Source organism: Leisingera sp. S232 (genome assembly GCF_049800895.1).
Classification (GTDB): domain Bacteria; phylum Pseudomonadota; class Alphaproteobacteria; order Rhodobacterales; family Rhodobacteraceae; genus Leisingera.
Window position 1 is genome coordinate 1 of sequence record NZ_JBNAFX010000025.1, and the last position, 23,001, is coordinate 23,001.

Sequence of the window (23,001 nt, forward strand, 5' to 3'; positions counted from 1 at the left end):
AAATCCACATCCGCATCGCTCTCATGAACCGATTCTCGGCCCTCGGCACCGCCGAGATCGTGTGTGATGGATGAATCCGCCGCGGAAAGGGGAAGCTCGTCCTCAAAACGAGTTGCGCAACAACGCCTCATAAGGGATCCATTCGTCAGGTTTCACGCAAAGGCATGTACGGCAGGCAGATCCCCCTGCGCAACCTATACCTGTTGTCTTAAGTGAACTTCGACCTAGGGGGTATGTTTTGCCGCAGGAAGCTGACGTTCTCCAAACCGCTTTAGGCGCATGATCAGACAGACTTCGCAAAGTCCGCAATAGCTGCAATGCGGACACTCTGGGCCGTCCAGACTGCGTGTGCGGCGAACGGCTGGTTTGTCCCGCCTGTCAGCCTTTGCCTGGCTCGCGGTGAAGGTTGAGTTTGGGTCAGAAAGGTTTGACACATGGGGTGGAAATGCCTGGCGAGTGTAGGTCATTTTCCCCAGGAAAGGGCTCGCATTGAGGCAGTTTTGACTGACGTTCTACGTTACCGGCCCGGCCTCACCCCAACCAGTCTTTGCGGGTCACCGCATCATTCAGCGCAATCAGATCCTCGTGCAGCTCTTCCAGCCTGATCGGGCCACCCAGGCACACCCGCACCGCTTCCTGGGGCAGGCCGGTGACGGTGAAGGCATCGCTGGGCATGATACCGATCTGGCGCCCGGCCATCCGGCCCATCACCTCGGCCCGGCTAGTGCCGCGGGGCAGGGTGAGCCACAGGTTGAACGCCAGCGGATCACTGGTGGTGGCACATTCCTGCAGCACCTCTGCCGCCAGAGCCTGCCGTTCTGCCGCGGCCTTGCGGACCGACCTTTGGAGTTCCGCTGCGGTGCTATCCTCGATCCAGCGGCTGAGCAGCGCCAGGTTCAAGGGCGACACCATCACATGCATCGACCGCAGCGCCTGGCTGAACTGCCCCAGCAGGGAACGTTTGGGCACAGTGGTATAGGCCAGCCGCAGCCCGGCGCCAAAACACTTGGATAGCCCCGCGATATGCCAGCCCAGATCGGGGATCAGGCTGGTGATGGACGAAGGCGCGCCATTGTCGACAAAGCAATAGGCATCGTCTTCGATCAATGTCAGATCATGTGCCTGCAGCACCGCAGCAATCTCTTGCCGCCGTTTGGACGGAATGGTTCTTGTGGTCGGGTTCTGCAGTGTCGGATTGAGATAGAGCGCGGCGGGCCAATGGGTGGTGATGGCTTCCTCCAGCGCTTCCGGCAGGACACCATCCTTGTCGCTTGTCAAACCGATCAGCCGTACCCCCTGCCGCGCTGCAATGGAGCGCAGGCCGGGATAGGTCACATCTTCGCATAGGATTGTTGAACCCGGTTCGCATAGAACTGTCAGGATCGCATACAGGGCCGCGTGGGAGCCAGGGGTGATCACCAGCTGCTCGGGAGCACAATGTAACCCATTGGTCTGCATCCATTCTGCAGCGGTCGCTCGGTCCTGCGGGTTGCCGGTGACGGATTGGTAGCGCAGCAGCGGCAGCAGGTTTGCCGAGACATGCTCCAGCCCCTTCTGCATCCGCGCCAGCAGCACCGGATCGTCCGGTTCGGGCGGCATGTTCATCATCGGGTCTTCTTCCAGCGCCCGGCGCGGATCGGGGCGTTCGGGAAGGGCGTCCAGCGCTTTCACAAAAGTGCCGCGGCCGACAAAGCTCTCGATATAGCCGCGCCGTACGGCTGCGGCGTAACCGCGTGACACGGTGGAGAAGTCGACCCCCAGCTCCTGGGCCACCCGCCGCTGCGGCGGCAGCCGGTCGCCGGGCGCCAGCACGCCTGCGTCGATGTCTTCCCTGATTGCTTCGGCAATTTCCAGATAGCGGGGCTTGCCGCTGTTCCGGGGGGCCGGGACCCACTGTTTCATGTGCTGTATCTCCCGCCGACAGCCCGGCGTATTGTGTTAATATTGATTGGTTCAATGGCAGGGTGCGGCAATAAATGCAACATTAATGATTTCAAATTGATTGCAGTCAATTTGGGAATCACTGTATCAGGCGACAAACGAGGAGATGTGTGATGAGCGGGGCAGACGTGATGCCAGAGGACCAGCGGGAGCTGAAACCTGCGTTGTGGAAGGGCCTGCGGCTGCGCTGCCCCAATTGCGGCGAGGGCAAATTGCTGCACAGCTATCTGAAGGTGAATGACAGCTGCACGGAATGCGGTCAGGAGCTGCATCATCAGCGTGCCGATGACGGGCCGGCATATCTGACCATTTTGGTGGTGGGCCATATCCTCGGCTTTGCGCTGCACATCGTCTACACCCAGCTGCGCCCGGACCCCTGGACGCTGGCGATCATCATGTCGGTGATCACGGTCGGCGCGTCGCTCTACATGTTGCCGCGGATGAAGGGGCTGGTGGTGGCCTATCAATGGGCCAATCGGATGCACGGGTTCTGATCCGGAAGGGTTTCAATCAATCAAAATGCAAAAGGCAGGCCGTTGGCCCGCCTTTTTCAGTTTTCTCCCAGCGCCGCGCAGCGGCGCCGGGCCCAACCGGGATGGATCAATCTTTGATTGATCCGGAACGGGCGGGAGTTCCCTGCCTGCCTGGTTACACCAGTCGCGAGGCGTCCTTGGCTGCACGGACGAAATCGTCGAACAACGGATGCGGTGCGAAAGGTTTGGATTTCAGTTCCGGGTGATACTGCACGCCAATGAACCACGGGTGGTCGGTCCATTCGACGATTTCTGGCAGGCGGCCGTCCGGTGACATGCCAGAGAAGTTCAGCCCGCAGGCTTCCAGTTTCTCGCGGTATTTGATGTCTACCTCATAGCGGTGGCGGTGGCGTTCCTCGATATGGGTGCCGCCATAGACTTCTGCCACTTTCGAGCCTTCCTGCAGCGCCGCGTCATAGGCGCCAAGGCGCATGGTGCCGCCTTTGTCATCGTCGGATTTCCGGCTGACCTTGTGGTTGCCCTGCACCCATTCCTTCAGGTGGTAGACCACTGGCTCGAACCGTTTCTTGCCGGCCTCGTGGTCAAACTCTTCCGAGCCGGCTTCCGTGATGCCCGCCACATTGCGCGCCGCTTCGATGACCGCCATCTGCATGCCAAGGCAGATGCCAAGGTATGGCACCTTGTTCTCCCGCGCATATTGCGCCGCCTTGATCTTGCCCTCGGTGCCACGCTCGCCAAAGCCGCCGGGCACCAGAATTGCATGGTAGCCCTGCAGATAGGGGGCGGCGTCTTCTTTGTCGAACAGCTCGGCATCGACCCATTCGATCTTGACCTTCACACGGTTCGACATGCCACCGTGGGTCAGCGCCTCGGCGATGGATTTATAGGCGTCTTCCAGCTGGGTGTATTTGCCGACGATGGCCACCCGCACTTCGCCTTCGGGGTTGTAGATGCGGTCGGCCACATCTTCCCAGCGGGCCAGGTTCGGCTTGGGCGCAGGGGAGATGCCAAAGGCATCCAGAACCGCCTGGTCCATGCCCTCGCGGTGGTAGGCCAGCGGCGCCTCATAGATGGACTTCAGGTCCTGCGCAGCAATCACGCTGTCGGGGCGCACGTTGCAGAACAGCGCCAGCTTTTCGCGCTCTTTCTTTGGGATCGGCCCTTCGGAACGACAGACCAGGATGTCCGGGGCCAGGCCGATCGAGCGCAGCTCCTTCACGGAGTGCTGGGTCGGTTTGGTTTTCAGCTCGCCCGACGCCTTGATGTAGGGCAGCAGCGTCAGATGCATGAAGATGCATTCGCCGCGCGGCTTGTCCTGGGCGAACTGGCGGATTGCCTCGAAGAAGGGCAGGCCTTCGATGTCACCGACGGTGCCACCGATTTCGCAGAGCATGAAATCAACCTCATCCTCGCCGATGGAGATGAAGTCCTTGATTTCGTTGGTGACATGCGGAATGACCTGAATGGTCTTGCCGAGGTAATCACCGCGGCGCTCCTTTTCCAGCACATTGGTGTAGATCCGGCCCGAGGAGATCGAGTCGGTCTTGCGTGCCGGAACCCCGGTGAAACGTTCGTAGTGGCCAAGGTCCAGATCGGTCTCGGCGCCGTCGTCGGTGACAAAGACCTCGCCGTGTTCAAACGGGCTCATGGTGCCCGGATCGACGTTCAGATAGGGGTCCAGCTTGCGCAGTCGCACGGAATAGCCGCGCGCCTGCAGAAGGGCGCCAAGTGCGGCCGAAGCCAGGCCTTTGCCCAGAGATGAAACAACACCGCCGGTGATGAAGATAAAACGCGCCATTTGTGTTCGGCTGCCCCCGTGAGAAGTCAGATTTCAGCTGCCCGGCGATGATTGGAATCAGTCCAAAAACCGCTGCATCACGGGACTTCATATATATAGGATTCGCGCATACAGCGCAAGGGAACCGCAAGATGCTGTTGCGGCTCCTAAAACCCTCTCAAGGTGTAGTGGATCAGTCTGCGCTGGGAACCAGCGGAGCGTTGTCGCCTTCGGCGGGCGGCAGAAGATCGCTGCCAAGAGCCGGAACCGCCGGAGTCTCGCCACCGTCTTGTGCCTGCGGCACGCCGATCCGGTCTGCCACAGAGGCGCCTGCGGATTTCTGCGCGGCCATGATGGTCAGGGTGATCGAGGTGCAGATAAAGGCAATCGCCAGCAGCCAGGTCAGCTTGCCAAGCGCTGTGGCTGCCGCGCGGCCGGAAACCGCACCGCCGCCGCCACCGCTCATGCCCAGGCCGCCGCCTTCGGAGCGCTGCAAGAGCACAACAGCGATCAGGCCGAGAGCCAAAAGAAGATGGATGATCAGAACAACGTTTTCCATGGGTCCCTGCGGCGATTGGCTAAGTACCGGGCGGTAAATAGGCAAGATTGCCCGGGGGGGCAAGGGCGGAGTTGGCCTGCAGCCGAGAACAGCACCGGCAGGTCACGCAACGTGATTGTTTGCATCAGGAAACGTGACTGGACAGGGCCGGTCGTACCGGCGCAGCATGGGCCTATGCCCCATGATCATCCCGACCACCCGCACACCCTTCTGCCGCCCGAACCCGCTCTGCGTGTGAAAGCGCTGGAGACGATTCTTGTTCAGAAAGGCCTGATCGACCCGGCAGCGCTGGAGGAGATCATCGACACCTACCAGAACAGGATCGGCCCGCAGAACGGTGCAAGGGTGGTGGCAAAGGCCTGGAGCGATCCGGTCTTCAAGGCGGCGCTGCTGGCTGATGCTGATCCGGTACTGGCAGAGCTGGGATATTACGGCCGCCAGGGCGAGCATATGGTGGTGGTCGAGAACACCCCGGCGCAGCACAATATGGTCGTCTGCACCCTGTGCAGCTGCTACCCGTGGCCTTTGCTGGGCATCCCGCCCGGCTGGTACAAATCCGACGCCTACCGCGCCCGCGCGGTGCGCGAGCCGCGCAAGGTGCTGGCGGATTTCGGCGTAACGCTGCCGGGGGGCACATCCGTGCGGGTCTGGGATTCGACGGCTGAGGTCCGCTATCTGGTGCTGCCGATGCGGCCGGAGGGAACGGAAGGTCTTGGTGAGGATGAGCTGGCGGCGCTGGTCACCCGCGACAGCATGATCGGCACTGGTCTTGCCCAGGTGCCGGCATGACCCGGGTACATGACATGGGCGGGCGATTCGGCGACGGGCCGGTGCTGCCCGAGGCCGCGGACGCAGCGGTTTTTGCCGAGGACTGGCACGCAAGGGCGCTGGCGGTGACGCTGGCCTGTGGTGCGCTGGGGCAATGGAACATCGACACCTCGCGCCATGCCCGCGAACGGCTGTCGCCCCGGGATTACACCCGGTTTTCCTATTACGAGAAATGGATCTCGGCGCTGGCGGATCTGTTGGTGGAGAAAGGCGTGCTGACGCGCGAAGACCTGGCAGGTCAGGGCGCTGCGGGACTGCATGCGCTGGCAGAGCGCGCCTTGAAGGCGCAGAATGTTGCACAAGCGCTGGCCAGGGGCGGCCCGGCAGACCGCGATGGCGGACCGGCGGTGCGGTTCCATCCGGGGCAGGCGGTACGGACACGGCTGCCTGCGGACAACGCGCTGGCAGACGGCGGACACACCCGGCTGCCGCAGTATGCTGCGGGGGCGCAGGGCTATATCCTGCGGCTGCATGGCACCCATGTGCTGCCCGACAGCAGCGCCCATGGGCTGGGCGAGGCGCCGGAGCCGCTCTATGCGGTGCGGTTCCATGCCAGCACCCTGTGGGCGCATCCCGAGCACCCCGATGACGAGGTGATTCTGGACCTGTGGCAAAGCTATCTGGAGCCGCTATGAGTGACTGTGCCGAAGTCTCCGCACCGGAACCGGCCTTTGCCGAACCCTGGCATGCGCAGGTCTTTGCCCTGACAGTCCATCTGAACGAGGCCGGGCGGTTCAGCTGGGGAGAGTGGGTGGAGCGGTTCTCGGCCACTTTGAAACGCCATGGGCTCAGCCGTGAGCTGGACGGAGGCGAGGATTATTTCCGCGCCTGGCTGGAGACACTGGAAGGGTTTCTGGCAGAGGATGGCGCGGCCAGCCGCGCCGAAGCTGAAATAATGCGCAGCCGCTGGGAGGAGGCGTATCTGTCCACGCCGCATGGCGCGCCGGTGCGACTGCAGGGCTAGCGCGGGCAGCTTTGGCCGCCGGGGCCGTTTGGGCCGGGGCGGTTTTCTTATTTTATTTCCTTGTGTTACATGGTGTTTCGGTCGCTTCGTGCCATTTATGCGCTGTGTCCCAATTAAGGGGGCGGCGCCGCCGGGTGGAGGTGGACAGAACCCCACGGGGGGCCTGCTCGGACAGGATATCCTGGACGACCCCCTTTTTATCAGGGCCGGTTCCGGGGTGTCGCGCAGGCAGCCCATAGATGCCTGCGCCTCGTATCATGGCCCATGCGCGGAGCCATGGCGGTAGATCGCGATCATTTGTGGAGTATCACAAAGCGGCATGAGGATTGCGTGAAGGGGGCGTACGGCGGGTGCGCAACACCTCACCCGGAATCCCCGCCCGGAATCAAGGTGCGCAGCACCGCCGGGCTGCGCCTGGTTGCCCCCCGGCAGGCGCATTCGCGCCCTCCCAGGCAGGCGCGGCCCTATACGACAGGGCGAAAACCTTGGCTAAGCCATCATCTGCGGCGAATTTGCGGTTCCCCTGCCTGCGCAGCATCGCTATATGAGCGTGGGTTTGAACCAAAGACTGTAAAGGACCGGATATGGCCAATGTCGTCGTAGTCGGCGCCCAGTGGGGCGACGAGGGTAAAGGCAAGATCGTGGATTGGCTCAGCGAGCGTGCGGATGTGATCGCCCGCTTTCAGGGCGGCCACAACGCCGGCCATACGCTGGTCATTGACGGCAAAGTCTACAAGCTGCATGCGCTGCCTTCGGGCGTGGTGCGCGGCGGCAAGCTGAGTGTCATCGGCAATGGTGTGGTGCTGGACCCCTGGCACCTGCTGCGGGAGATCGAGACCGTCCGCGAACAGGGCGTCGAGATCACTCCCGAGACGCTGATGATCGCGGAAAACACACCGCTGATCCTGCCGCTGCATGGCGAATTGGACCGGGCGCGCGAGGAAGCGGCCTCTAAGGGGACCAAGATCGGCACCACCGGCCGCGGCATTGGCCCGGCCTATGAGGATAAAGTGGGGCGCCGTGCGGTCCGGGTGGCCGATCTGGCGGATGAGGCCACATTGATTGCCCGGGTTGACCGGGCGTTGCAGCATCATGACCCGCTGCGCAAGGGGCTGGGCGTTGACGCAATCGACCGCGATGCGCTGATCGAACAGCTGAAAGAGATTGCACCCAAGATCCTGCCCTATGCGGCGCCGGTCTGGAAGGTGCTGAACGAGAAGCGCAAGGCGGGCAAGCGGATCCTGTTTGAAGGTGCGCAAGGAGCTCTGCTGGACATCGATTTCGGCACCTATCCGTTTGTCACCTCGTCCAATGTGATTGCAGGCCAGGCGGCCACCGGGGTCGGCATCGGCCCGGGCTCGATCGATTATGTGCTGGGCATCGTGAAAGCCTATACCACCCGCGTCGGTGAAGGCCCGTTCCCGACCGAGCTGCTGGATGCAGCGGGCAAGCCGGATGCGGATGGTGAGCGTCTGGGCACCCGCGGCCATGAGTTTGGCACCACCACTGGCCGCCAGCGCCGCTGTGGCTGGTTTGACGCGGCACTGGTGCGCCAGACCTGTGCGACCTCCGGCATCAAGGGCATCTGTCTGACCAAGCTGGACGTTCTGGACGGCTTCGAGACACTGAAGATCTGCACCGGCTATGATCTGGACGGCACCCGGCTGGACTATCTGCCAACTGCTGCAGACAGCCAGGCACGCTGCACCCCGATCTATGAGGACATGCCGGGCTGGAGCGAGTCGACGGAAGGCGCGCGCAGCTGGAACGACCTGCCCGCCAATGCGATCAAATATGTGAAACGCGTGGAAGAGCTGATTGAATGCCCTGTCGCGCTTCTGTCCACCAGCCCGGAGCGGGACGACACCATTCTGGTGACCGACCCGTTCGCCGACTGATGGCAGGGACGCAAGGCTTGAGCTACAAGGCCCGGCGGCGCTGGGCCTTGGTGATCCTGCTGGTCGGGATGCCGCTTTACATTGTGGCGGCTGTCACGGTGATGAACTGGCTGGACCGGCCGCCCTTGTGGCTGGAGCTGATTGTCTATGTGGCCTTGGGCATTGCCTGGGTGCTGCCGTTCAAATTCGTGTTCCGCGGCGTTGGCAAGGAAGATCCGGACGCTGGAAAAGAATGAGCCGGAGGGGCGCTGCCCCTCTTGACCTGACGGTCAATTCACCCCGGGGTATTTGAGACCAGAAAGAAGCTGGCTGCGGTCGGCAGAATGGAAAAGGGCGGCCCCGCAGGTCCGCCCTTTTTTGTTGGTCTTTTTCTGTTCAGCCGACAGCGCGCCGGGGCTTGAAGCCGATGTCGCCGGAGGCGGTGAACTGGCCGTTGCCGGAGCGTTCGATCTTGCCGTCGCGCAGCAGCTGGCCGAAGGAGCGCAGCCCGTCTTCACGGTTGAAGTCGCTGCTGCCGGCGCTGCGCACCTTGTTCATCAGCTGTGGGCGCGAGAAATGGTCGAGGCCTTCGACAAAGCGCATGTAAGCGGCGGCGGCTTCCAGCAGTTCATGCAATTCGGCGGCGCCGCGGTCCTCGGCATAGGCGGCAAAGCCGCCGCCTGCGCTGCCGCTGTCATCTTCGAGCACCGTGGCCGACACTCTGCGCGGGCGCACCGGCTGGGGGGCTGCGGCGGCGGCTGGGCCTTCGTCGATGCGCTGTTCGGCAACCAGTTTCAGCGGTGCCGGGCGGGCTGCCGGGCTGGCCGGGCGCGCAGAGGCGCTCTGGCGGGCTTCGGGGCGGCGCGGGCGCACCACGCTGGCCAGATCATCGCGGTAGGGCTGTGCCTCGTCATTGTCGCTGCCGTCGGCCTGTCCGTCCGCCTTGGCGGCAGCAACGGCGCCGCGCAGCTGGCTGTAGGCCTCACGCGAGGAGGCAGTTTCCGGGTCCTCGAGCTTTTCATCCGCGGCCGCCATCAGACGGGACACGTCACTGTCGGCCAGGCTGGATCCGGCGGCGGCTTCGGCTTCGGCCTGTGCCGGGGGGATGTCGGTTGCGTCGGAAATGTCGGTTACTTCGGAAATGTCGGTTGTTTCGTCGACCTCAGGCTGTTCGGAGGCTGCCAGGAGTTCCGCTTCCACTTCGGCCAGTTCCCGCAGCAGCTCGGCTTCGTCCTCGTCCGACAGAGCGGCCTGTTCCGGCGCTGGCTCTGCTTCTGCGGGGGCTTCATCGCTGTCTGTCGCCTGCAGGCGACCGGAGGCGACCGCCTTTTCGAAGGCGGCGCGTTTGATCTTGGTGATGCGGACACGGGCCGGTGCTGCGGGGGGCTCTTCTGCGTCAGCAGCCAGCAGGTTGCTGTCGGCCTCAGTCGTGTCCTCTTCAGCCGTGTCCTCTGCAGGCTCTGCTTGGCTGCCGAGGCTGGAGAATATACCGTCTTCTGGATCTGCCTGGGCAGTTTCGTCTTCAGGGGTGACGTCGGCTGAGGCAGAGGTCAGGTCCAAACGGTCAAGGGCACGGGCGATTTCATCGTCGGATTCGTCGTCAAAATCCGGCGCATCGTCGTCTTCCAGCAGGGCGCTGCTGATGTCTTCGGCGGCGCTGTCCAGCACGTCGTCGGCATGCTCGTCTTCGCTGAAGTCTTCTTCGGGGGTTTTTGCCACAACGGCGCGGATGCGCTGCAGTTTGGCGGCAATACTGTCCGCGGCAGGAGTTTCAGAGTGGGCAGTGTCGGCGACTTCCGCGTCCGCTTCGGCTTGCAGATCTTCTGCTTCGGTGCCGGCCTCGGTGGTTTCCAGCAGTTCAACTGCGGGCGCCGGTTGTTCTTCGCTTGCGCTTGTCAGCACAGCGGTGATGGTTTCTTCGGCTTCGGCTTCGGCTTCGGCTTCGGCTTCGGCTTCGGCTTCGGCTTCGGCTTCGGCTTCGGCTTCGGCTTCGGCTTCGGCTTCGGCTTCGGCTTCGGCTTCGGCTACTGCTTCCTCTTCCGCTGCTGTCTCGGCGGCGGCTTCGGTTTCAGTTGCGGGGTCAAAGAACTCAACTTCAGAGTCCGGAATTCCGGCTGCCGGAGCGGCTTGCTCGGCTGCGGCTTCAGCAACCTGTTCCACTGCGGGAGCTGTTTTCTCTTCGGGGATTGCGGCAGCTGCGGGCTGTTCGGCAACTGGTGCCACAGCCGGTGCCGGAGCGGCAGTTTCGGCGGCGGCAGCAGCAAGCGCCGGGGTGGCGGCGCGCAGGTGGATGCCACCTTCGCTGGTGCGGGCTTCTACCTGGCGGGCAATCTCGCGTTGGGCGATCCGGGCCAGCATGTCGGCGTCCGGCTGCGGCGGTTCGGCGCCGAAGTAGCGGTCGTCGGCAGCCAGGTCTCGGAAATACTCGGCAATCGCCTTCATCGTGTCGAAGGAATCCTCAAACCCTTCCAAAGTGCAGGAAAAGGTTCCATAGGATACGGTCAAGACTTTGTTGTTATGTACCATCAGCTCGCTCGTCTTCGTCACATCTGCTGTCAACCACTATAGAGGCAGGAAGGACCAATTTTGCTCGAATCCGTGCAATTGATCGTATTATTTTGTGTTCACAATATGGCTTGTTTCCAAAACAGGCAGGAAAGCCGCTCATGAGCGCAGCGATTGTTGACGCAATGGAACCAATCACCCTGATCGGCGGCGGTGAGGTGGCAGCGGGCGCGCTGACCGAGGCGCTGGCGCTGGCGCCGGTTCTGGCGGCGGCGGACGGTGGCGCTGCGGCGGCGCTGGCAGAGGGGCATATGCCGCAGGCGGTGATCGGTGACTTTGACTCATTGACGCAGGAGGTGCGGGCACAGCTGCCGCCCGAGGCTTTGCACCGGGTGGCAGAGCAGGACAGCACGGATTTTGACAAGGCGCTGCGGCGGATTGCGGCACCGGCAGTGCTGGCGGTGGGGTTTCTGGGCGCGCGGGTGGACCATCAGCTGGCGGCGTTCAATACGCTGGTGCAGGGGCATGAGACCCCCTGTGTACTGCTGGGGGAGACAGAGGTGATCTTTCATCTGACCCATGCGGTAGAGCTGCCGACCCGTGCGGGTGAAGTGGTGTCGCTGTTTCCGATGCAGGAGGTGACGGGGCGCTCGGAGGGGCTGGAGTGGCCTATCGCGGGGTTGCGGATGTCGCCGGTGGGGCGGATCGGCACCTCGAACCGGGCCACCGGGCCGGTGCGGCTGGAGCCGGAGGGGCCGGGGCTGCTGGCGATCGTGCCACGGCGGCTGCTGGCGGATGTGTTGGCGGCGGTTCGGCTGGACCGATAGAGTTCAGGCCGGGTTGATGCGCTCTTCGGTTTCAGCGGCATTGCGCTCGCGCATCACCGCATAGAGACCGGCGCCGATGGTCAGCAGGATGCCAAAGGCGGCGAGGGTGTTTGGGAATTCCGCAAAGATGAGCCAGCCGAAGAACACGGCTACCGGGATTTCCAGATATTGCATCGAGGCCAGGGTTGAGGTCGGGGCAAACCGCAGGCTCCAGGTCATCATCAGATGCGCCAAGGTGCCCAGAGCGCCGGCGGTGGCCAACAGGCTCCATGTATCCTGAGGCGGCAGAGCAGCGGACAGGGCGGGCAGGCCGACGGTGTCGCCGAGCAGAAAAACCGGGGCCAGTAGCACGGTGCCCATGGCGCCGGACACTGCCTGCAGGGAAAGGGGGTCGGTCTCCTTGGCGATTTTGCGGGTGATCAGCATGAACAGGGCAAAGATCACCGCCACCAACAGAGGCCAGAGCGCGTTCCAGCCAACGGCGGTAAAGCTGGGCTGAATGACCAAGAGAGTGCCGGTGAAACCCACCGCGCAGGCGCCGAGGCGACGCAGGCCGACGTCTTCGTTCAGGACGTATTTGCCCAACAGCAACATCAGGAAGGGCATGACAAAGGCAATGGCCACCGCATCGGCCAGCGGCAGGTAGCGGAAGGCCGTGAACATGGCGGCGATGCCGCCCATCTGCAGCAAGGTGCGCAGGAGCAAAAGCGGCGCCACCTGGCGCGACAGGTCGAGCGGCAGGCGCAGAGCCAGCGCTAGCGGCAGCAGGATCGCGGCCTGTGCGGCAAAGCGGATGAAGACGATCTGGGCGACCGGCACCCGGTTGGTCAAAAGTTTGGCAATGGCGTCTCCCAGCGGAATCACCATGCAAAAGCCCAGCATCAGGGCGATGCCAAGAAGCGGGCGGTCCTGTGTCATCCACGCAGGCTAGGCGCCGCGGGCGGGCGGGGCAAGGGGAGGATGTGCAAAGTTGCGCCAGCTAAGGCACTGCGGCGGGTCAGCCGCCGGGCAGGGGCTGCGCCTTGGTGTAGTCGGGGCCGATGCAGAATGGCAGACCGTCATTCAGTCTGAGCCAGTTCAGCTTTTCCTCATACGCCACATGCAGCGTCGGCTGCAGTTGTTCAGGATCGTCAAGCAGCGCCACATAGAGATGCAGCACATCCGACATCGCCGTGGAGCGGAAGGCCACCGGCGAGCCGCATTTGCCGCAGAAATTGCGTTCGACACCGGGGGAAGAGTGGAAGCGTTTGGGGGTTTCGCCGGTCCAGCGCCATTGGCCGTCCCGGACCCCGAAATAGGCGGTCATCGGAGCCGCGCACTGCCGCCTGCAGCTGTCGCAGTGACAGGTGACGCAGGCCAGCGCCGGGGGATCGGCCTCGAACTGGACCGCGCCGCATAAACAATGTCCCTGCATGGTGCTCCTCCTGGCTGGCTGGGATCAGCTAAGCAGAGAAGCGGGCATCTGTCAGTGTCAAAAGCGGGCAGATGGACGGTCTGGTGACTTGGCGTTGATGATAGGGAGAAAAAGAGCACCGCAGGGGGAGATCCGCCTGCGGTGCGCTGCTGTGAAAGCTCAGCAGTTCGGTACGTTCACCGCAAGACCGCCAAGCGAGGTTTCCTTGTATTTGTCGTGCATGTCGGCGCCGGTCTGGCGCATGGTCTCGATGCAGGCGTCCAGCGGCACAAAATGCTGGCCGTCGCCGCGCAGCGCCAGCGATGCGGCAGAGACCGCCTTGATTGCCGCAAGGCCGTTGCGCTCGATGCAGGGCACCTGCACCAGACCTTTGACCGGGTCGCAGGTCATGCCCAGGTGATGCTCCAGCGCGATCTCGGCGGCGTTTTCGACCTGTTCGGGCGTGCCGCCCATGACGGCGCAGAGGCCTGCGGCGGACATCGCGGCGGCTGAGCCGACCTCGGCCTGACAGCCGGCCTCGGCCCCCGAAATGGATGCGTTGTATTTCACCAGCCCGGCGATGGCGGCGGCGGTCAGCAGGAAGTCTTCGACATGGTTTTGCGAGGCGCCGGGCACGTGGTCGAGGTAATAACGGATCACAGCAGGCAGAGTGCCTGCGGCACCGTTGGTGGGCGCGGTCACCACCTGGCCGCCGGCCGCGTTTTCCTCGTTCACTGCCATCGCATAGACGCTCATCCAGTCGTTGATGGTGTGCGGTGCGGTCAGGTTCATGCCGCGTTCGGCCATCAGCGCGTCATAGATGCCCTTCGCGCGGCGGCGCACCTTGAGGCCGCCGGGCAGGATGCCGTCGCGCTCCAGGCCACGGTTGATGCAGTCGTTCATCACCTGCCAGATCCGGGCGGTGCCTTTTGCGAGGCTTTCGGAGCAGCCACGGGAAATCTCGTTGTCACGCTTCATTTCGGCAATCGACTTGCCGCTGGATTTGGCCATCTCCAGCATCTCTGCCGCGGATTTGAACGGGAAGGGGACGGGGTCACCTTCGTCGGTGGCCTTGCCCTGGGCCTGTTCTTCCTCCGTCACGACAAAGCCACCGCCGATCGAATAATAGACCTGGCGCAGGATCACGTCGCCCTGGGCGTCGGTGGCCATCAGGATCATGCCGTTGGAATGGCCGGGCAGCGCGTGATCATAGTCAAAGATCATATCCGCCTTGGGATCGAAATGCAGCGCGCCCAGACCTTCGGGGTGCATGGTATGGGTCTTGGCCAGCTCGGCCAGAAACGCCTCGGCTTTTGTGTCGTCATAGTCATGGGCGACAAAGCCGCCAAGGCCGAGGATGGTGGCACGGTCGGTGGCGTGACCGACGCCGGTAAAGGCGAGCGAGCCGTGAAGCGAGGCGCGCAGCCCGTGGAACTCAAAGGGCGAGGCGCGCATCAAATCGAGGAAGCGCGCAGCGGCGACCATCGGACCCATGGTATGGGAGGACGACGGGCCGATGCCCACTTTGAACATGTCGAAAACGGAGAGGAACATTAGGTGGCTGATCCTTCTGGGGGATTGGCGAAGGCCGGGGATGTGAAAGGGGTGGCGCCGAGGCCCTCGGCCTCTTGCGCTTTGGCAACAGCGGGGCGGTTTTCCAGCCCGGCGCAGATCCGCAGCAGGCTGGGGTAACGGGTCAGGGTGAACCAGGATTTGTCAGCTTGCGCAGGATAGAGCGCCATCCAGCGTATCTGACAGGCAAGGTAACAGTCCAGAACCGAGGGCTGCGGCGCGCCGAGCCAGCCGGGGCGCTGGGCGGCGGCCTGATCGAGATTGGCCAGATGCTGATGCAGGCGCTGGCGCAGCACGGTTTGCAGCTGATCCTGATCGGCCTTGGCGTCGCCGATGTATTTGTCCGGGTAAAACAGCATCCGCAGGTCGGCGTGCAGGGTGTTGGAGGCAAAGAACAGCCATTTCAGGAAGGCCGCACGGTCAGGGCTGTCCGTTGCTGGGGCCATTGCACCGTGCCGGTCAGCCAGCCACAACAGGATGGCCGCGGTCTCGAACACGGGTCCGTCCGGGGTTTCCAGAACCGGGATCAGCCCGTTTGGGTTCAGCGCCCGGTATCCGGCGCTGTTCTGCGTCTCTGCCCGCCGGTCGACCAGCACGCATTCATAGGGCTGGCCAAGTTCCTCCAGCGCCAGCCGGATGACCAGTGAAGCATTGTCTGGCGCGTAATGAAGGCGGTAGTCCTGTGTCATGGCGCAAGAATATGTCGCAATGCCGTTTCCGGGGTGTCCATTTCCGGCGTTTCCTATTGGAAACCCGCCTTTGTGATACATGATTTCTTCCGGGTAGAGAACGTGCAGCCGAGGGCTGTGTTCGGGTCTTGGTGTTATTGCCGCCGAGCAGTAACGATGAAATGCGTCAGAGCAAAGAAGAAACGGCCTTCCTGGGCCAGTTCCTGCTGCTCCTGCGCCCAGGCGGCGGCGTCGTCTTCATCCACGACGCCGGACTGCCGGGCATAGGCTTCAATCAGCCGGATCATCATCGCCGCCAGCCCGTCAGGCCGCAGCGCTGTGTCGCAGATGGTCAGCGGGCAAAGGGTCTCCAGCGTAAAGCCGCAGCTGCGCAGCTCCTCTGGCAGCCGGGCCGGAACGGCGCGCTCGGCCATGTGGTTGTCCCAGACCCCCAGAAACCGCTGCATGCGGGCGGTGTTGTCGCTGTGCCAGGCCAGCGTGTCCCAATGCACATCTCCGATCACCAGACGGCCGTCAGGTTGGAGTACCCGGTGCAGCCCGTGCAGCACGGGGCGGCGGCTGGTGATATACTCCAGCACCTGAAGCGCAACAGCCTTGCTGAAACTTTCCGCCTCATAGGGCAGATTCGAGGCTTCGCCTTCGGTCAGGGTGACGTTGTCGCGATCTTCCAATCGGCTGCGGGCGGCGGCCAGCATCTCGGGGCTGGCGTCATACCCGGCCACATGGCCCGTGGCGCCGACAGCGCGGGCCAGTTCCAGTGTCAGCAGCCCGTTGCCGCAGCCCAGATCCAGAATGTGGTCGCCGGGCAGGGGCGACAGAGCGTCAAAGCTTGCCCTTCTGCGCCGGGAGATGTCAGCGCCTTGATAGGCGTCCTCCAGAACGCGGGCGGTGTCCTCGTCGAATTGCAGCATGGCACGTCCCTCGGAACTTCAACCATACGCCTGGCGGCTGAAAATTTCCAGCAGACGGGTGGCCAGAGGCGGCAAATGCCCCTCGCGCATGGGCAGTTTACCGCCTATAACTGGCAGGACAGCCATTCATGGAGCACCCTGATGAGCGGAGAGCTTTCCCCTATCGACAAGGCGAAATTCGTTGCTGCCAAACGGGCGGCTGAACTGGTTGAGGACGGCATGCGGGTTGGTCTGGGGACCGGCTCGACCGCAGCCTGGCTGGTGCGCTGCCTGGGCGAGATGGTGAGCCGCGAGGGGCTGCGGATCACCGCAGTGCCGACCTCCAGCCGCACGGCGGCGCTGGCGCGGGATGTGGGGATTCATGTGGTCTCGCTGGATGAGGCCAAATGGCTGGATATGACCATTGACGGCGCGGATGAGTTCGACCCGGATCTGAACCTGATCAAGGGCGGCGGCGGTGCGCATCTGCAGGAGAAGATCGTGGCCACCGCCTCGGATCAGATGGTGGTGATCGCCGATGCCAGCAAATCGGTTGAAACACTGGGGGCCTTTCCGCTGCCGGTAGAGGTGCTGCCGTTCGGCTGGCAGAGCAGCCAGGCGCTGCTGGAAGAGACGCTGGTGTCGATGGATGTGATGGGGCGCAATTCGACCCTGCGGATGAACGGCGACGCGCCGTTTGTCACCGACGAGGGCAATTATATTCTGGACCTGCATCTGAACCGGATCGGCAATGCCCGCCAGCTGGCGCTGGTCTTGAACCAGATCCCCGGGGTGATCGAAAACGGGCTGTTCATCGATATCTGCGATACGGTGGTGATCGGCTATGGCGACGGGCGCGTCGAAGTGCGCGATATCAACGAAGGCACGGTTGAGACGGACAAGCTGGATTTTGTCGAGACGGAAAACCTGTTCACCGATCTGATGGATTGAACTGCGTTCGGTTGTGAATGCAGCGCACGGTCGTCAAGCCGGGCATTTTGGTTCCGGCCGTGGACAGCCGCTTCCCTCATATCCTGGCCCTGCAGTGGGATCTTTTGCTTCACAACCCTGCGCAAATCCGCTGCAAAAGGTTGAAAGCTGCATAATAACGCCCACTTGGGCATATGGCGTTTGGCGGCCCGTTATGGGATATACCTCCACAAGAATTGCAAAGGGCGGAAATACATGAGCTTTGATTACGATCTGTTTGTCATCGGCGGCGGTTCGGGCGGGGTGCGCGCAGCACGGGTTGCGGCACAGGAAGGCGTCAAGGTGGCGCTGGCGGAAGAGGACCGTTACGGCGGGACTTGCGTGATCCGGGGTTGCGTGCCGAAGAAGCTGATGGTTTTTGCCTCGGAATATGCCGGCATGGTCGAGGACGCGCAGGCCTATGGCTGGGACATTCAGGCAGGTAGTTTCAGCTGGGATGCCTTTAAGGGCAAGCTGCATGCAGAGCTGGACCGGCTGGAGGGCATCTACCGGAACATCCTGAAAAACAACGGTGTTGAAAGCTTTGATCAGCGCGCCAAACTGGCGGATGCGCATACGGTTGAGCTGGCAGACGGCACTCGCAAGACCGCCAAACATATCCTGATCGCGACCGGCGGCTGGCCCACGGTGCCGGAGTTCCCGGGAGCGGAACTGGCGATCACCTCAAACGAGATTTTCCATCTGGACGCGCTGCCGGAGTCGATCCTGATTGTTGGCGGCGGCTATATCGCCAGCGAATTTGCGGGGATCATGAACGGGCTGGGCGTGAAGACGACCCAGTTCTACCGTGGTGCGCAGATCCTGCGCGGATTTGACGAGGAAGCCCGCAATGTGGTGGCCGAAGGCATGGCAGAGGCCGGGGTGGACCTGCAGCTGAACACCAATGTCACGGAAATGCGCGCAGAGGGCGGCAAGATCCGGGTGTTTGACACCCATGGCAAGGAACATCTGTTCGACAAGGTGATGTATGCCACCGGGCGGGCGCCGAATGCGGACAATCTGGGGCTTGAGGACATCGGCGTTGCGCGCGGTGGCAATGGCGCCATTGTGGTGGATGCCTACAGCCAGACTGCTGTGCCGTCGGTCTTTGCCGTTGGCGATGTCACCGACCGGGTGAACCTGACGCCGGTGGCAATCCGCGAGGGCATGGCCTTTGTTGAGACCGTGTTCAAAGGCAACCCGACCAGCCCGGATCATGACCTGATCCCGACCGCGATCTTTACCCAGCCGGAAATGGGCACCGTGGGCCTGAGCGAGGAAGAGGCCGCCGCGCAGGAAGCGATTGAAGTGTATTCCACCTCTTTCAAGCCGATGCAGCAGGCCTTTGCAGGCCGCGCCCAGAAAGTGCTGATGAAACTGGTGGTCTCCAAGGCTAACCGCCGCGTGCTGGGCTGCCATATCGTCGCACCTGGCGCAGGAGAAATGATCCAGCTGGCCGGAATTGCGGTAAAGATGGGCGCAACCAAGGAAGATTTCGACCGCACTGTTGCGGTGCACCCGACAATGTCGGAAGAGTTGGTAACACTGAAAACCCCGGTGCGCGCGACCTGAGCGGACAGACCGGCACGAATGAGAACTTATGCTGCTCATCACGGGCGGCAGCAGATGGATAGGAGACATATGGCGGGCAATAGCGGTGGCCCTTGGGGGGGCGGTGGCTCCTCTGGCGGCGGAGGCAACCGGGGCAATAACGGCGGCAATAACGGCGGCGGCCGTAAGCCGGAAGATCCCCAGATTCCTGAAATTGATGAGCTGGTCAAGAAAGGCCAGGAGCAGTTGCGCGTCCTGATGGGCGGGCGCGGCGGTTCCGGCGGCGGCCGGGGCGGGCGCGGTGGCTCGGGCGGCGGAGCCCCGATGTTTACCAAGGGCACGTTGGGTCTGGCGGTGATCGCCGGCGCAGTGCTCTGGGGCTTTGCCAGCTTTTACACGGTGAAGCCGGAAGAGCAGTCGGTTGAACTGTTCCTGGGGGAATATTCGTCGACCGGGCAGCCGGGCCTGAACTTTGCGCCCTGGCCGCTGGTGACCAAGGAAATCCTGCCGGTGACTCGTGAACAGACCGAAGATATCGGTGTGGGCGGTGGTCGCAGTTCGGATGCCGGGCTGATGCTGACCGGAGACGAGAACATCGTCGATATCGATTTCCAGGTGGTCTGGAACATCAGCGATCCGGCGAAGTTCCTGTTCAACCTGCGCGACGCCCGCACCACCATCCGGGCAGTGTCGGAATCGGCGATGCGCGAGATTATCGCCCAGTCCGAGCTGGCGCCGATCCTGAACCGCGATCGTGGGTCGATTGCGTCGCGGCTGCAGGAGCTGATCCAGTTTACGCTGGATGATTACGACAGCGGCATCAACATTATCCGGGTGAACTTTGACAAGGCCGACCCGCCGGCATCCGTGATTGCGGCCTTCCGCGATGTGCAGGCTGCTGAGCAGGAACGTGACCGTCGTCAGAACGAAGCGGACGCCTATGCCAACAATGCGTTGGCGGAGGCTCGCGGCCAGGCTGCAGAGCTGCTGGAAAAAGCCGAAGGCTACCGCGCACAGGTTGTGAACGAAGCCCAGGGTGAAGCCAGCCGCTTTAGCGCGGTTCTGACCGAATACCAGAAGGCGCCCGAAGTGACCCGCAAGCGTCTGTACCTGGAAACCATGGAAGAGGTGCTGGGCCGGGTCGACAAGATCATTCTTGACGAGCAGTCTGGCGAAGGCCAGGGCGTTGTGCCTTACCTGCCGCTGAATGAACTGCGTCGCGGAGGAAGCAACTGATGCGCAAGACAACTCTTTTGCTGCCGGTTCTGGTGATTGCCGCCATTGCCGCCCTGTCGTCGGTGTTCATCGTGGATGAGCGTGAAAAGGCGCTGGTGCTGCAGTTCGGCCGGGTGGTTTCGGTCAAGGAAGATCCGGGCCTGGCGTTCAAGATCCCGGTAATTCAGGAAGTGGTGCGCTATGACGACCGTATCCTGAGCCGTGACATTGATCCGCTGGAAATCACCCCGTCGGATGACCGGCGTCTGGTGGTCGACGCCTTTGCGCGCTATCGGATCGTGGACGTGAACCGGTTCCGTCAGGCGGTTGGTGCTGGCGGTATCGCCACTGCGGAAAACCGTCTGGATTCGATCCTGCGGGCGCAGACCCGTGAGGTGCTGGGCTCAGTCAGCTCCAACGACATCCTGTCGTCCGACCGGGCGGCACTGATGCTGCGCATCCGCAACGGTGCGATTGCCGATGCCCGTGCGCTGGGCATTGCCATCATCGACGTGCGTCTGAAGCGCACCGACCTGCCGGCGGAAAACCTGGACGCCACGTTTGAACGGATGCGGGCCGAGCGTGTGCGCGAAGCCACTGACGAGCGCGCCCGAGGTAACGAGGCGGCACAGCGGATCCGGGCGCAGGCCGACCGGACGGTGGTGGAGCTGGTTTCCGAAGCACAGCGCGAGGCAGAGATCATCCGCGGTGAGGCAGATGCCGAGCGCAACAGTATCTTTGCTGCAGCCTATGGCGCGGATCCTGAGTTCTTTGAATTCTACCGTTCGCTCAATGCCTATGCGAATTCGCTGCTGGCGGGGAATTCCACCATGGTGCTGTCGCCTGACAATGAGTTCTTCAACTATCTGAAGTCCTCGGACGGCCAGTCGGCAGGGCAGTAATGGGGGTCATCCTCCTGGCCCTCGGGCTGGTATTGATTGCAGAGGGGCTGGTGTACGCACTGGCCCCTTCGCTTGTGGAGCAGCTCTTGGAGATGCTGCGCAGATTGAGCGAAGAGCAGCGCCGCAATGCCGGGCTGGCGGCGCTGGCGCTGGGACTGGTTTTGGTATGGCTGGCGTTCCGACTGGGGATTTAGAGCGGCGCTTTCCCCGTAATTTTTCAGCGAAACCGTAATATTTCCCTGCTAGGATGGCATCAGCAGGGCCTCTCTCGCGCAACCGATCACAGCGGTGTGACACACAGCGGGTTTATTCCGTGCAACATTTGTTGCGGGTTGGGGAAGAGTTCCTACATTGGGTGGAGAAGACTTTGCCCGGCAGTTGTGGCGTTTGCGCCGGCCGGACAGGGGAGAAGAATTGAATAACACAAGGAGTAGATCCGTGCAGCCACAGGCAATTGCAATTTCCGGCCGGGCAGACGGCAGCGGTGGGTGGATCCGGCTGGCCTGGTTTGTTGTGCTGGCCGCGGCAGTGTTGCTGATGCAGGCCGTCAGCGCAATGGCCCGGCCCGAAAGCCTGGCCCCCTTGGCCGATAAGGTCAGCCCGGCGGTCGTCAACATCACCACCAGCACCGTCGTCGAGGGGCGCTCAGGGCCGCAGGGTATTGTGCCGGAAGGGTCGCCGTTTGAGGATTTCTTCCGCGAGTTCCAGGACCGCAATGGAAACGGCAATGGCAACCGGCCGCGCCGCTCTTCGGCGCTGGGGTCCGGTTTTGTGATTTCCGAGGATGGTTTTATCGTCACCAATAACCATGTGATCGACGGGGCGGATGAAATCGAGATTGAGTTTTTCCCCGGCGAAGGCCAGCCCAAGAATCTGGTGCCTGCGAAGGTGATCGGCACTGATCCCAATACCGATATCGCGCTTTTGAAGGTCGAGGCGCCGATGCCGTTGAAATTCGTCAAATTTGGCAATAGCGACACCGCCCGCGTTGGCGACTGGGTGGTGGCCATGGGCAACCCGCTGGGGCAGGGGTTCTCTGTCTCTGCGGGCATTGTGTCGGCCCGCAACCGAGAGTTGTCGGGGTCTTATGATGATTACATCCAGACCGATGCGGCGATCAACCGGGGTAACTCGGGCGGGCCGCTGTTCAACATGGATGGCGATGTTGTCGGCGTGAACACTGCAATCCTGTCGCCCAACGGCGGCTCGATCGGCATCGGGTTTTCGATGGCGTCCAACGTGGTCGTCAAGGTGGTTGAGCAGCTGAAGGAATTCGGCGAGACCCGCCGCGGCTGGCTGGGGGTGAAAATCCAGGATGTGGATGCGGATCTGGCCGAAGCGATGGGGCTGGACAAGGCCAACGGCGCACTGGTCACGGATGTTCCGGACGGCCCGGCCAAGGACGGCGGCGTGCTGGCAGGGGACGTGATTGTCAGCTTTGACGGCACCGATGTGAAGGACACGCGCGGGCTGGTGCGTCAGGTTGGCAACGCTGAGGTCGGCAAGACCGTGCGCGTGGTGGTCTACCGGGAAGGCAAGACTGAGACGCTGCGGATCACCCTGGGGCGCCGCGAGGACGCCGAGCGCGGACCTTCGGGCGACGGCGGCAGCGGCGAGGCACCGGGCAGCACCGAGAAGGAACTGCTTGGGCTGTCGGTTGGCGTGCTGACTGACCAGATGCGCGCTGAGCTGAACGTGGCAGAAGACGTCCAGGGGCTGGCAGTTCTGTCGGTGGACGAGACCTCGGAAGCCTGGGAGAAAGGTCTGCGGGCCGGGGATGTGATCACCGAGGCGGGCCAGCAGAAGGTTGCAGCGATCAGTGATCTGGAGGCACGCGTCAGCGAGGCCAAAGAGGCCGGGCGCAAGTCGCTGCTTCTCCTGGTGCGCCGCGGCGGCGAGCCACGCTTTGTGGCGCTGAACCTGACGCAGTAACGGCCGGGAGGCAGAGCTGGATAAAGTGGCAGTGGCCGGGCAGATGCCCGGCCATGTCCGTTCAACGGGTGGTGCATGACTTTTGAAGCCTCCTGGCAGAAGTTTTCAGAAAACTT

General features: G+C 62.8%; 22 protein-coding genes. 13 read left to right on the forward strand and 9 right to left on the reverse strand.

The features are described 5' to 3' along the window. Positions 1-531: 531 nt before the first annotated feature. Complete coding sequence (locus ACP151_RS14665; RefSeq protein ID WP_424979649.1) at positions 532-1,902, reverse strand: PLP-dependent aminotransferase family protein; 1,371 nt, start codon at positions 1,900-1,902, stop codon at positions 532-534. 152 nt (positions 1,903-2,054) lie between these two features. On the opposite strand from ACP151_RS14665, the gene ACP151_RS14670 reads away from it, so the two are divergent. Beyond that, positions 2,055-2,435, forward strand: a complete 381-nt coding sequence (locus ACP151_RS14670; protein WP_424979650.1) for a DUF983 domain-containing protein — start codon at positions 2,055-2,057, stop codon at positions 2,433-2,435. Positions 2,436-2,589: 154 nt separating this feature from the next. Here the strand turns inward: ACP151_RS14670 and ACP151_RS14675 are convergent, their stop codons facing one another. After that, on the reverse strand, positions 2,590-4,233 hold the full coding sequence (locus ACP151_RS14675) for a CTP synthase (RefSeq protein WP_424979651.1): 1,644 nt from the start codon (positions 4,231-4,233) through the stop codon (positions 2,590-2,592). Between the two features lie 172 nt (positions 4,234-4,405). After that, a complete protein-coding gene (gene secG, locus ACP151_RS14680) occupies positions 4,406-4,771 on the reverse strand; it encodes a preprotein translocase subunit SecG (RefSeq protein ID WP_424979652.1) in 366 nt (121 codons plus the stop codon). Between the two features lie 174 nt (positions 4,772-4,945). Here secG and nthA point away from each other — a divergent pair, with 174 nt between their 5' ends. The 5 genes from nthA (at position 4,946) to ACP151_RS14705 (ending at position 8,697) form a co-directional block, all read left to right on the forward strand. Continuing rightward, positions 4,946-5,560, forward strand: a complete 615-nt coding sequence (gene nthA, locus ACP151_RS14685) for a nitrile hydratase subunit alpha (RefSeq protein WP_424979653.1) — start codon at positions 4,946-4,948, stop codon at positions 5,558-5,560. Beyond that, positions 5,557-6,234 carry a nitrile hydratase subunit beta gene (gene nthB / locus ACP151_RS14690; RefSeq protein WP_424979654.1) on the forward strand — a complete coding sequence of 226 codons (678 nt, stop codon included), beginning with the start codon at positions 5,557-5,559 and terminating at the stop codon, positions 6,232-6,234. The genes nthA and nthB overlap by 4 nt, the downstream gene beginning before the upstream one ends. Beyond that, the gene (locus ACP151_RS14695) at positions 6,231-6,563 is read left to right on the forward strand and encodes a nitrile hydratase accessory protein (protein WP_424979655.1); all 333 of its coding nucleotides are present in this window, start codon (positions 6,231-6,233) and stop codon (positions 6,561-6,563) included. Before nthB ends, ACP151_RS14695 begins: the two co-directional genes overlap by 4 nt. A gap of 584 nt (positions 6,564-7,147) precedes the next feature. Then, positions 7,148-8,461, forward strand: coding sequence for an adenylosuccinate synthase (locus ACP151_RS14700; RefSeq protein ID WP_424979656.1), 1,314 nt, complete (start codon positions 7,148-7,150; stop codon positions 8,459-8,461). Then, positions 8,461-8,697, forward strand: a complete 237-nt coding sequence (locus tag ACP151_RS14705) for a DUF2842 domain-containing protein (protein WP_424979657.1) — start codon at positions 8,461-8,463, stop codon at positions 8,695-8,697. The genes ACP151_RS14700 and ACP151_RS14705 overlap by 1 nt, the downstream gene beginning before the upstream one ends. Positions 8,698-8,836: 139 nt before the next feature. Here ACP151_RS14705 and ACP151_RS14710 read toward each other — a convergent pair whose 3' ends face one another. Continuing rightward, entirely contained in the window at positions 8,837-10,987 is a 2,151-nt protein-coding gene (locus ACP151_RS14710) for a chemotaxis protein CheA (protein WP_424979658.1), read from the reverse strand. 119 nt (positions 10,988-11,106) lie between these two features. Here ACP151_RS14710 and ACP151_RS14715 point away from each other — a divergent pair, with 119 nt between their 5' ends. Then, positions 11,107-11,772 carry a thiamine diphosphokinase gene (locus tag ACP151_RS14715; RefSeq protein ID WP_424979659.1) on the forward strand — a complete coding sequence of 222 codons (666 nt, stop codon included), beginning with the start codon at positions 11,107-11,109 and terminating at the stop codon, positions 11,770-11,772. A gap of 3 nt (positions 11,773-11,775) precedes the next feature. On the opposite strand, the gene ACP151_RS14720 is transcribed toward ACP151_RS14715, so the two are convergent. The 5 genes from ACP151_RS14720 to ACP151_RS14740 form a co-directional block, all read right to left on the reverse strand. Then, positions 11,776-12,690, reverse strand: a complete 915-nt coding sequence (locus tag ACP151_RS14720; protein WP_424979660.1) for a DMT family transporter — start codon at positions 12,688-12,690, stop codon at positions 11,776-11,778. A gap of 79 nt (positions 12,691-12,769) precedes the next feature. Further along, positions 12,770-13,186, reverse strand: coding sequence for a GFA family protein (locus ACP151_RS14725; RefSeq protein ID WP_424979661.1), 417 nt, complete (start codon positions 13,184-13,186; stop codon positions 12,770-12,772). Positions 13,187-13,345: 159 nt separating this feature from the next. After that, positions 13,346-14,719 carry an L-serine ammonia-lyase gene (locus ACP151_RS14730; protein WP_424979662.1) on the reverse strand — a complete coding sequence of 458 codons (1,374 nt, stop codon included), beginning with the start codon at positions 14,717-14,719 and terminating at the stop codon, positions 13,346-13,348. After that, on the reverse strand, positions 14,719-15,426 hold the full coding sequence (locus ACP151_RS14735; protein ID WP_424979663.1) for a glutathione S-transferase family protein: 708 nt from the start codon (positions 15,424-15,426) through the stop codon (positions 14,719-14,721). Before ACP151_RS14735 ends, ACP151_RS14730 begins: the two co-directional genes overlap by 1 nt. A 134-nt stretch (positions 15,427-15,560) precedes the next feature. Next, a complete protein-coding gene (locus tag ACP151_RS14740) occupies positions 15,561-16,337 on the reverse strand; it encodes a methyltransferase domain-containing protein (protein WP_424979664.1) in 777 nt (258 codons plus the stop codon). 141 nt (positions 16,338-16,478) lie between these two features. Here ACP151_RS14740 and rpiA point away from each other — a divergent pair, with 141 nt between their 5' ends. The 6 genes from rpiA to ACP151_RS14770 all read left to right on the forward strand — a co-directional run bounded on the left by rpiA (position 16,479) and on the right by ACP151_RS14770 (position 22,885). After that, positions 16,479-17,267, forward strand: a complete 789-nt coding sequence (gene rpiA, locus ACP151_RS14745; RefSeq protein WP_424979665.1) for a ribose-5-phosphate isomerase RpiA — start codon at positions 16,479-16,481, stop codon at positions 17,265-17,267. Positions 17,268-17,501: 234 nt separating this feature from the next. Further along, positions 17,502-18,857, forward strand: a complete 1,356-nt coding sequence (gor, locus tag ACP151_RS14750) for a glutathione-disulfide reductase (protein WP_424979666.1) — start codon at positions 17,502-17,504, stop codon at positions 18,855-18,857. A gap of 69 nt (positions 18,858-18,926) precedes the next feature. Next, entirely contained in the window at positions 18,927-20,072 is a 1,146-nt protein-coding gene (hflK, locus tag ACP151_RS14755) for an FtsH protease activity modulator HflK (RefSeq protein WP_424979705.1), read from the forward strand. Continuing rightward, on the forward strand, positions 20,072-20,953 hold the full coding sequence (gene hflC, locus ACP151_RS14760; protein WP_424979667.1) for a protease modulator HflC: 882 nt from the start codon (positions 20,072-20,074) through the stop codon (positions 20,951-20,953). The genes hflK and hflC overlap by 1 nt, the downstream gene beginning before the upstream one ends. After that, positions 20,953-21,147 carry a DUF2065 family protein gene (locus tag ACP151_RS14765; protein WP_424979668.1) on the forward strand — a complete coding sequence of 65 codons (195 nt, stop codon included), beginning with the start codon at positions 20,953-20,955 and terminating at the stop codon, positions 21,145-21,147. Before hflC ends, ACP151_RS14765 begins: the two co-directional genes overlap by 1 nt. A 343-nt stretch (positions 21,148-21,490) precedes the next feature. Next, positions 21,491-22,885: a Do family serine endopeptidase gene (locus ACP151_RS14770; RefSeq protein ID WP_424979706.1), complete on the forward strand. Its 1,395-nt coding sequence runs from the start codon at positions 21,491-21,493 to the stop codon at positions 22,883-22,885. Positions 22,886-23,001 lie beyond the last annotated feature (116 nt).

Excerpts from the sequence above, each read along its gene's own strand:
- rpiA (WP_424979665.1), top strand. The coding sequence starts at position 16,479 with ATGAGCGGAGAGCTTTCCCCTATCGACAAGGCGAAATTCGTTGCTGCC.
- ACP151_RS14665 (WP_424979649.1), bottom strand. The coding sequence starts at position 1,902 with ATGAAACAGTGGGTCCCGGCCCCCCGGAACAGCGGCAAGCCCCGCTAT.
- ACP151_RS14700 (WP_424979656.1), top strand. The coding sequence starts at position 7,148 with ATGGCCAATGTCGTCGTAGTCGGCGCCCAGTGGGGCGACGAGGGTAAA.
- nthA (WP_424979653.1), top strand. The coding sequence starts at position 4,946 with ATGCCCCATGATCATCCCGACCACCCGCACACCCTTCTGCCGCCCGAA.
- ACP151_RS14725 (WP_424979661.1), bottom strand. The coding sequence starts at position 13,186 with ATGCAGGGACATTGTTTATGCGGCGCGGTCCAGTTCGAGGCCGATCCC.
- ACP151_RS14730 (WP_424979662.1), bottom strand. The coding sequence starts at position 14,719 with ATGTTCCTCTCCGTTTTCGACATGTTCAAAGTGGGCATCGGCCCGTCG.
- ACP151_RS14715 (WP_424979659.1), top strand. The coding sequence starts at position 11,107 with ATGAGCGCAGCGATTGTTGACGCAATGGAACCAATCACCCTGATCGGC.
- ACP151_RS14740 (WP_424979664.1), bottom strand. The coding sequence starts at position 16,337 with ATGCTGCAATTCGACGAGGACACCGCCCGCGTTCTGGAGGACGCCTAT.
- ACP151_RS14670 (WP_424979650.1), top strand. The coding sequence starts at position 2,055 with ATGAGCGGGGCAGACGTGATGCCAGAGGACCAGCGGGAGCTGAAACCT.
- ACP151_RS14735 (WP_424979663.1), bottom strand. The coding sequence starts at position 15,426 with ATGACACAGGACTACCGCCTTCATTACGCGCCAGACAATGCTTCACTG.
- ACP151_RS14695 (WP_424979655.1), top strand. The coding sequence starts at position 6,231 with ATGAGTGACTGTGCCGAAGTCTCCGCACCGGAACCGGCCTTTGCCGAA.
- ACP151_RS14765 (WP_424979668.1), top strand. The coding sequence starts at position 20,953 with ATGGGGGTCATCCTCCTGGCCCTCGGGCTGGTATTGATTGCAGAGGGG.
- ACP151_RS14675 (WP_424979651.1), bottom strand. The coding sequence starts at position 4,233 with ATGGCGCGTTTTATCTTCATCACCGGCGGTGTTGTTTCATCTCTGGGC.
- nthB (WP_424979654.1), top strand. The coding sequence starts at position 5,557 with ATGACCCGGGTACATGACATGGGCGGGCGATTCGGCGACGGGCCGGTG.
- ACP151_RS14705 (WP_424979657.1), top strand. The coding sequence starts at position 8,461 with ATGGCAGGGACGCAAGGCTTGAGCTACAAGGCCCGGCGGCGCTGGGCC.
- ACP151_RS14770 (WP_424979706.1), top strand. The coding sequence starts at position 21,491 with ATGCAGGCCGTCAGCGCAATGGCCCGGCCCGAAAGCCTGGCCCCCTTG.
- gor (WP_424979666.1), top strand. The coding sequence starts at position 17,502 with ATGAGCTTTGATTACGATCTGTTTGTCATCGGCGGCGGTTCGGGCGGG.
- secG (WP_424979652.1), bottom strand. The coding sequence starts at position 4,771 with ATGGAAAACGTTGTTCTGATCATCCATCTTCTTTTGGCTCTCGGCCTG.
- hflC (WP_424979667.1), top strand. The coding sequence starts at position 20,072 with ATGCGCAAGACAACTCTTTTGCTGCCGGTTCTGGTGATTGCCGCCATT.
- ACP151_RS14720 (WP_424979660.1), bottom strand. The coding sequence starts at position 12,690 with ATGACACAGGACCGCCCGCTTCTTGGCATCGCCCTGATGCTGGGCTTT.
- hflK (WP_424979705.1), top strand. The coding sequence starts at position 18,927 with ATGGCGGGCAATAGCGGTGGCCCTTGGGGGGGCGGTGGCTCCTCTGGC.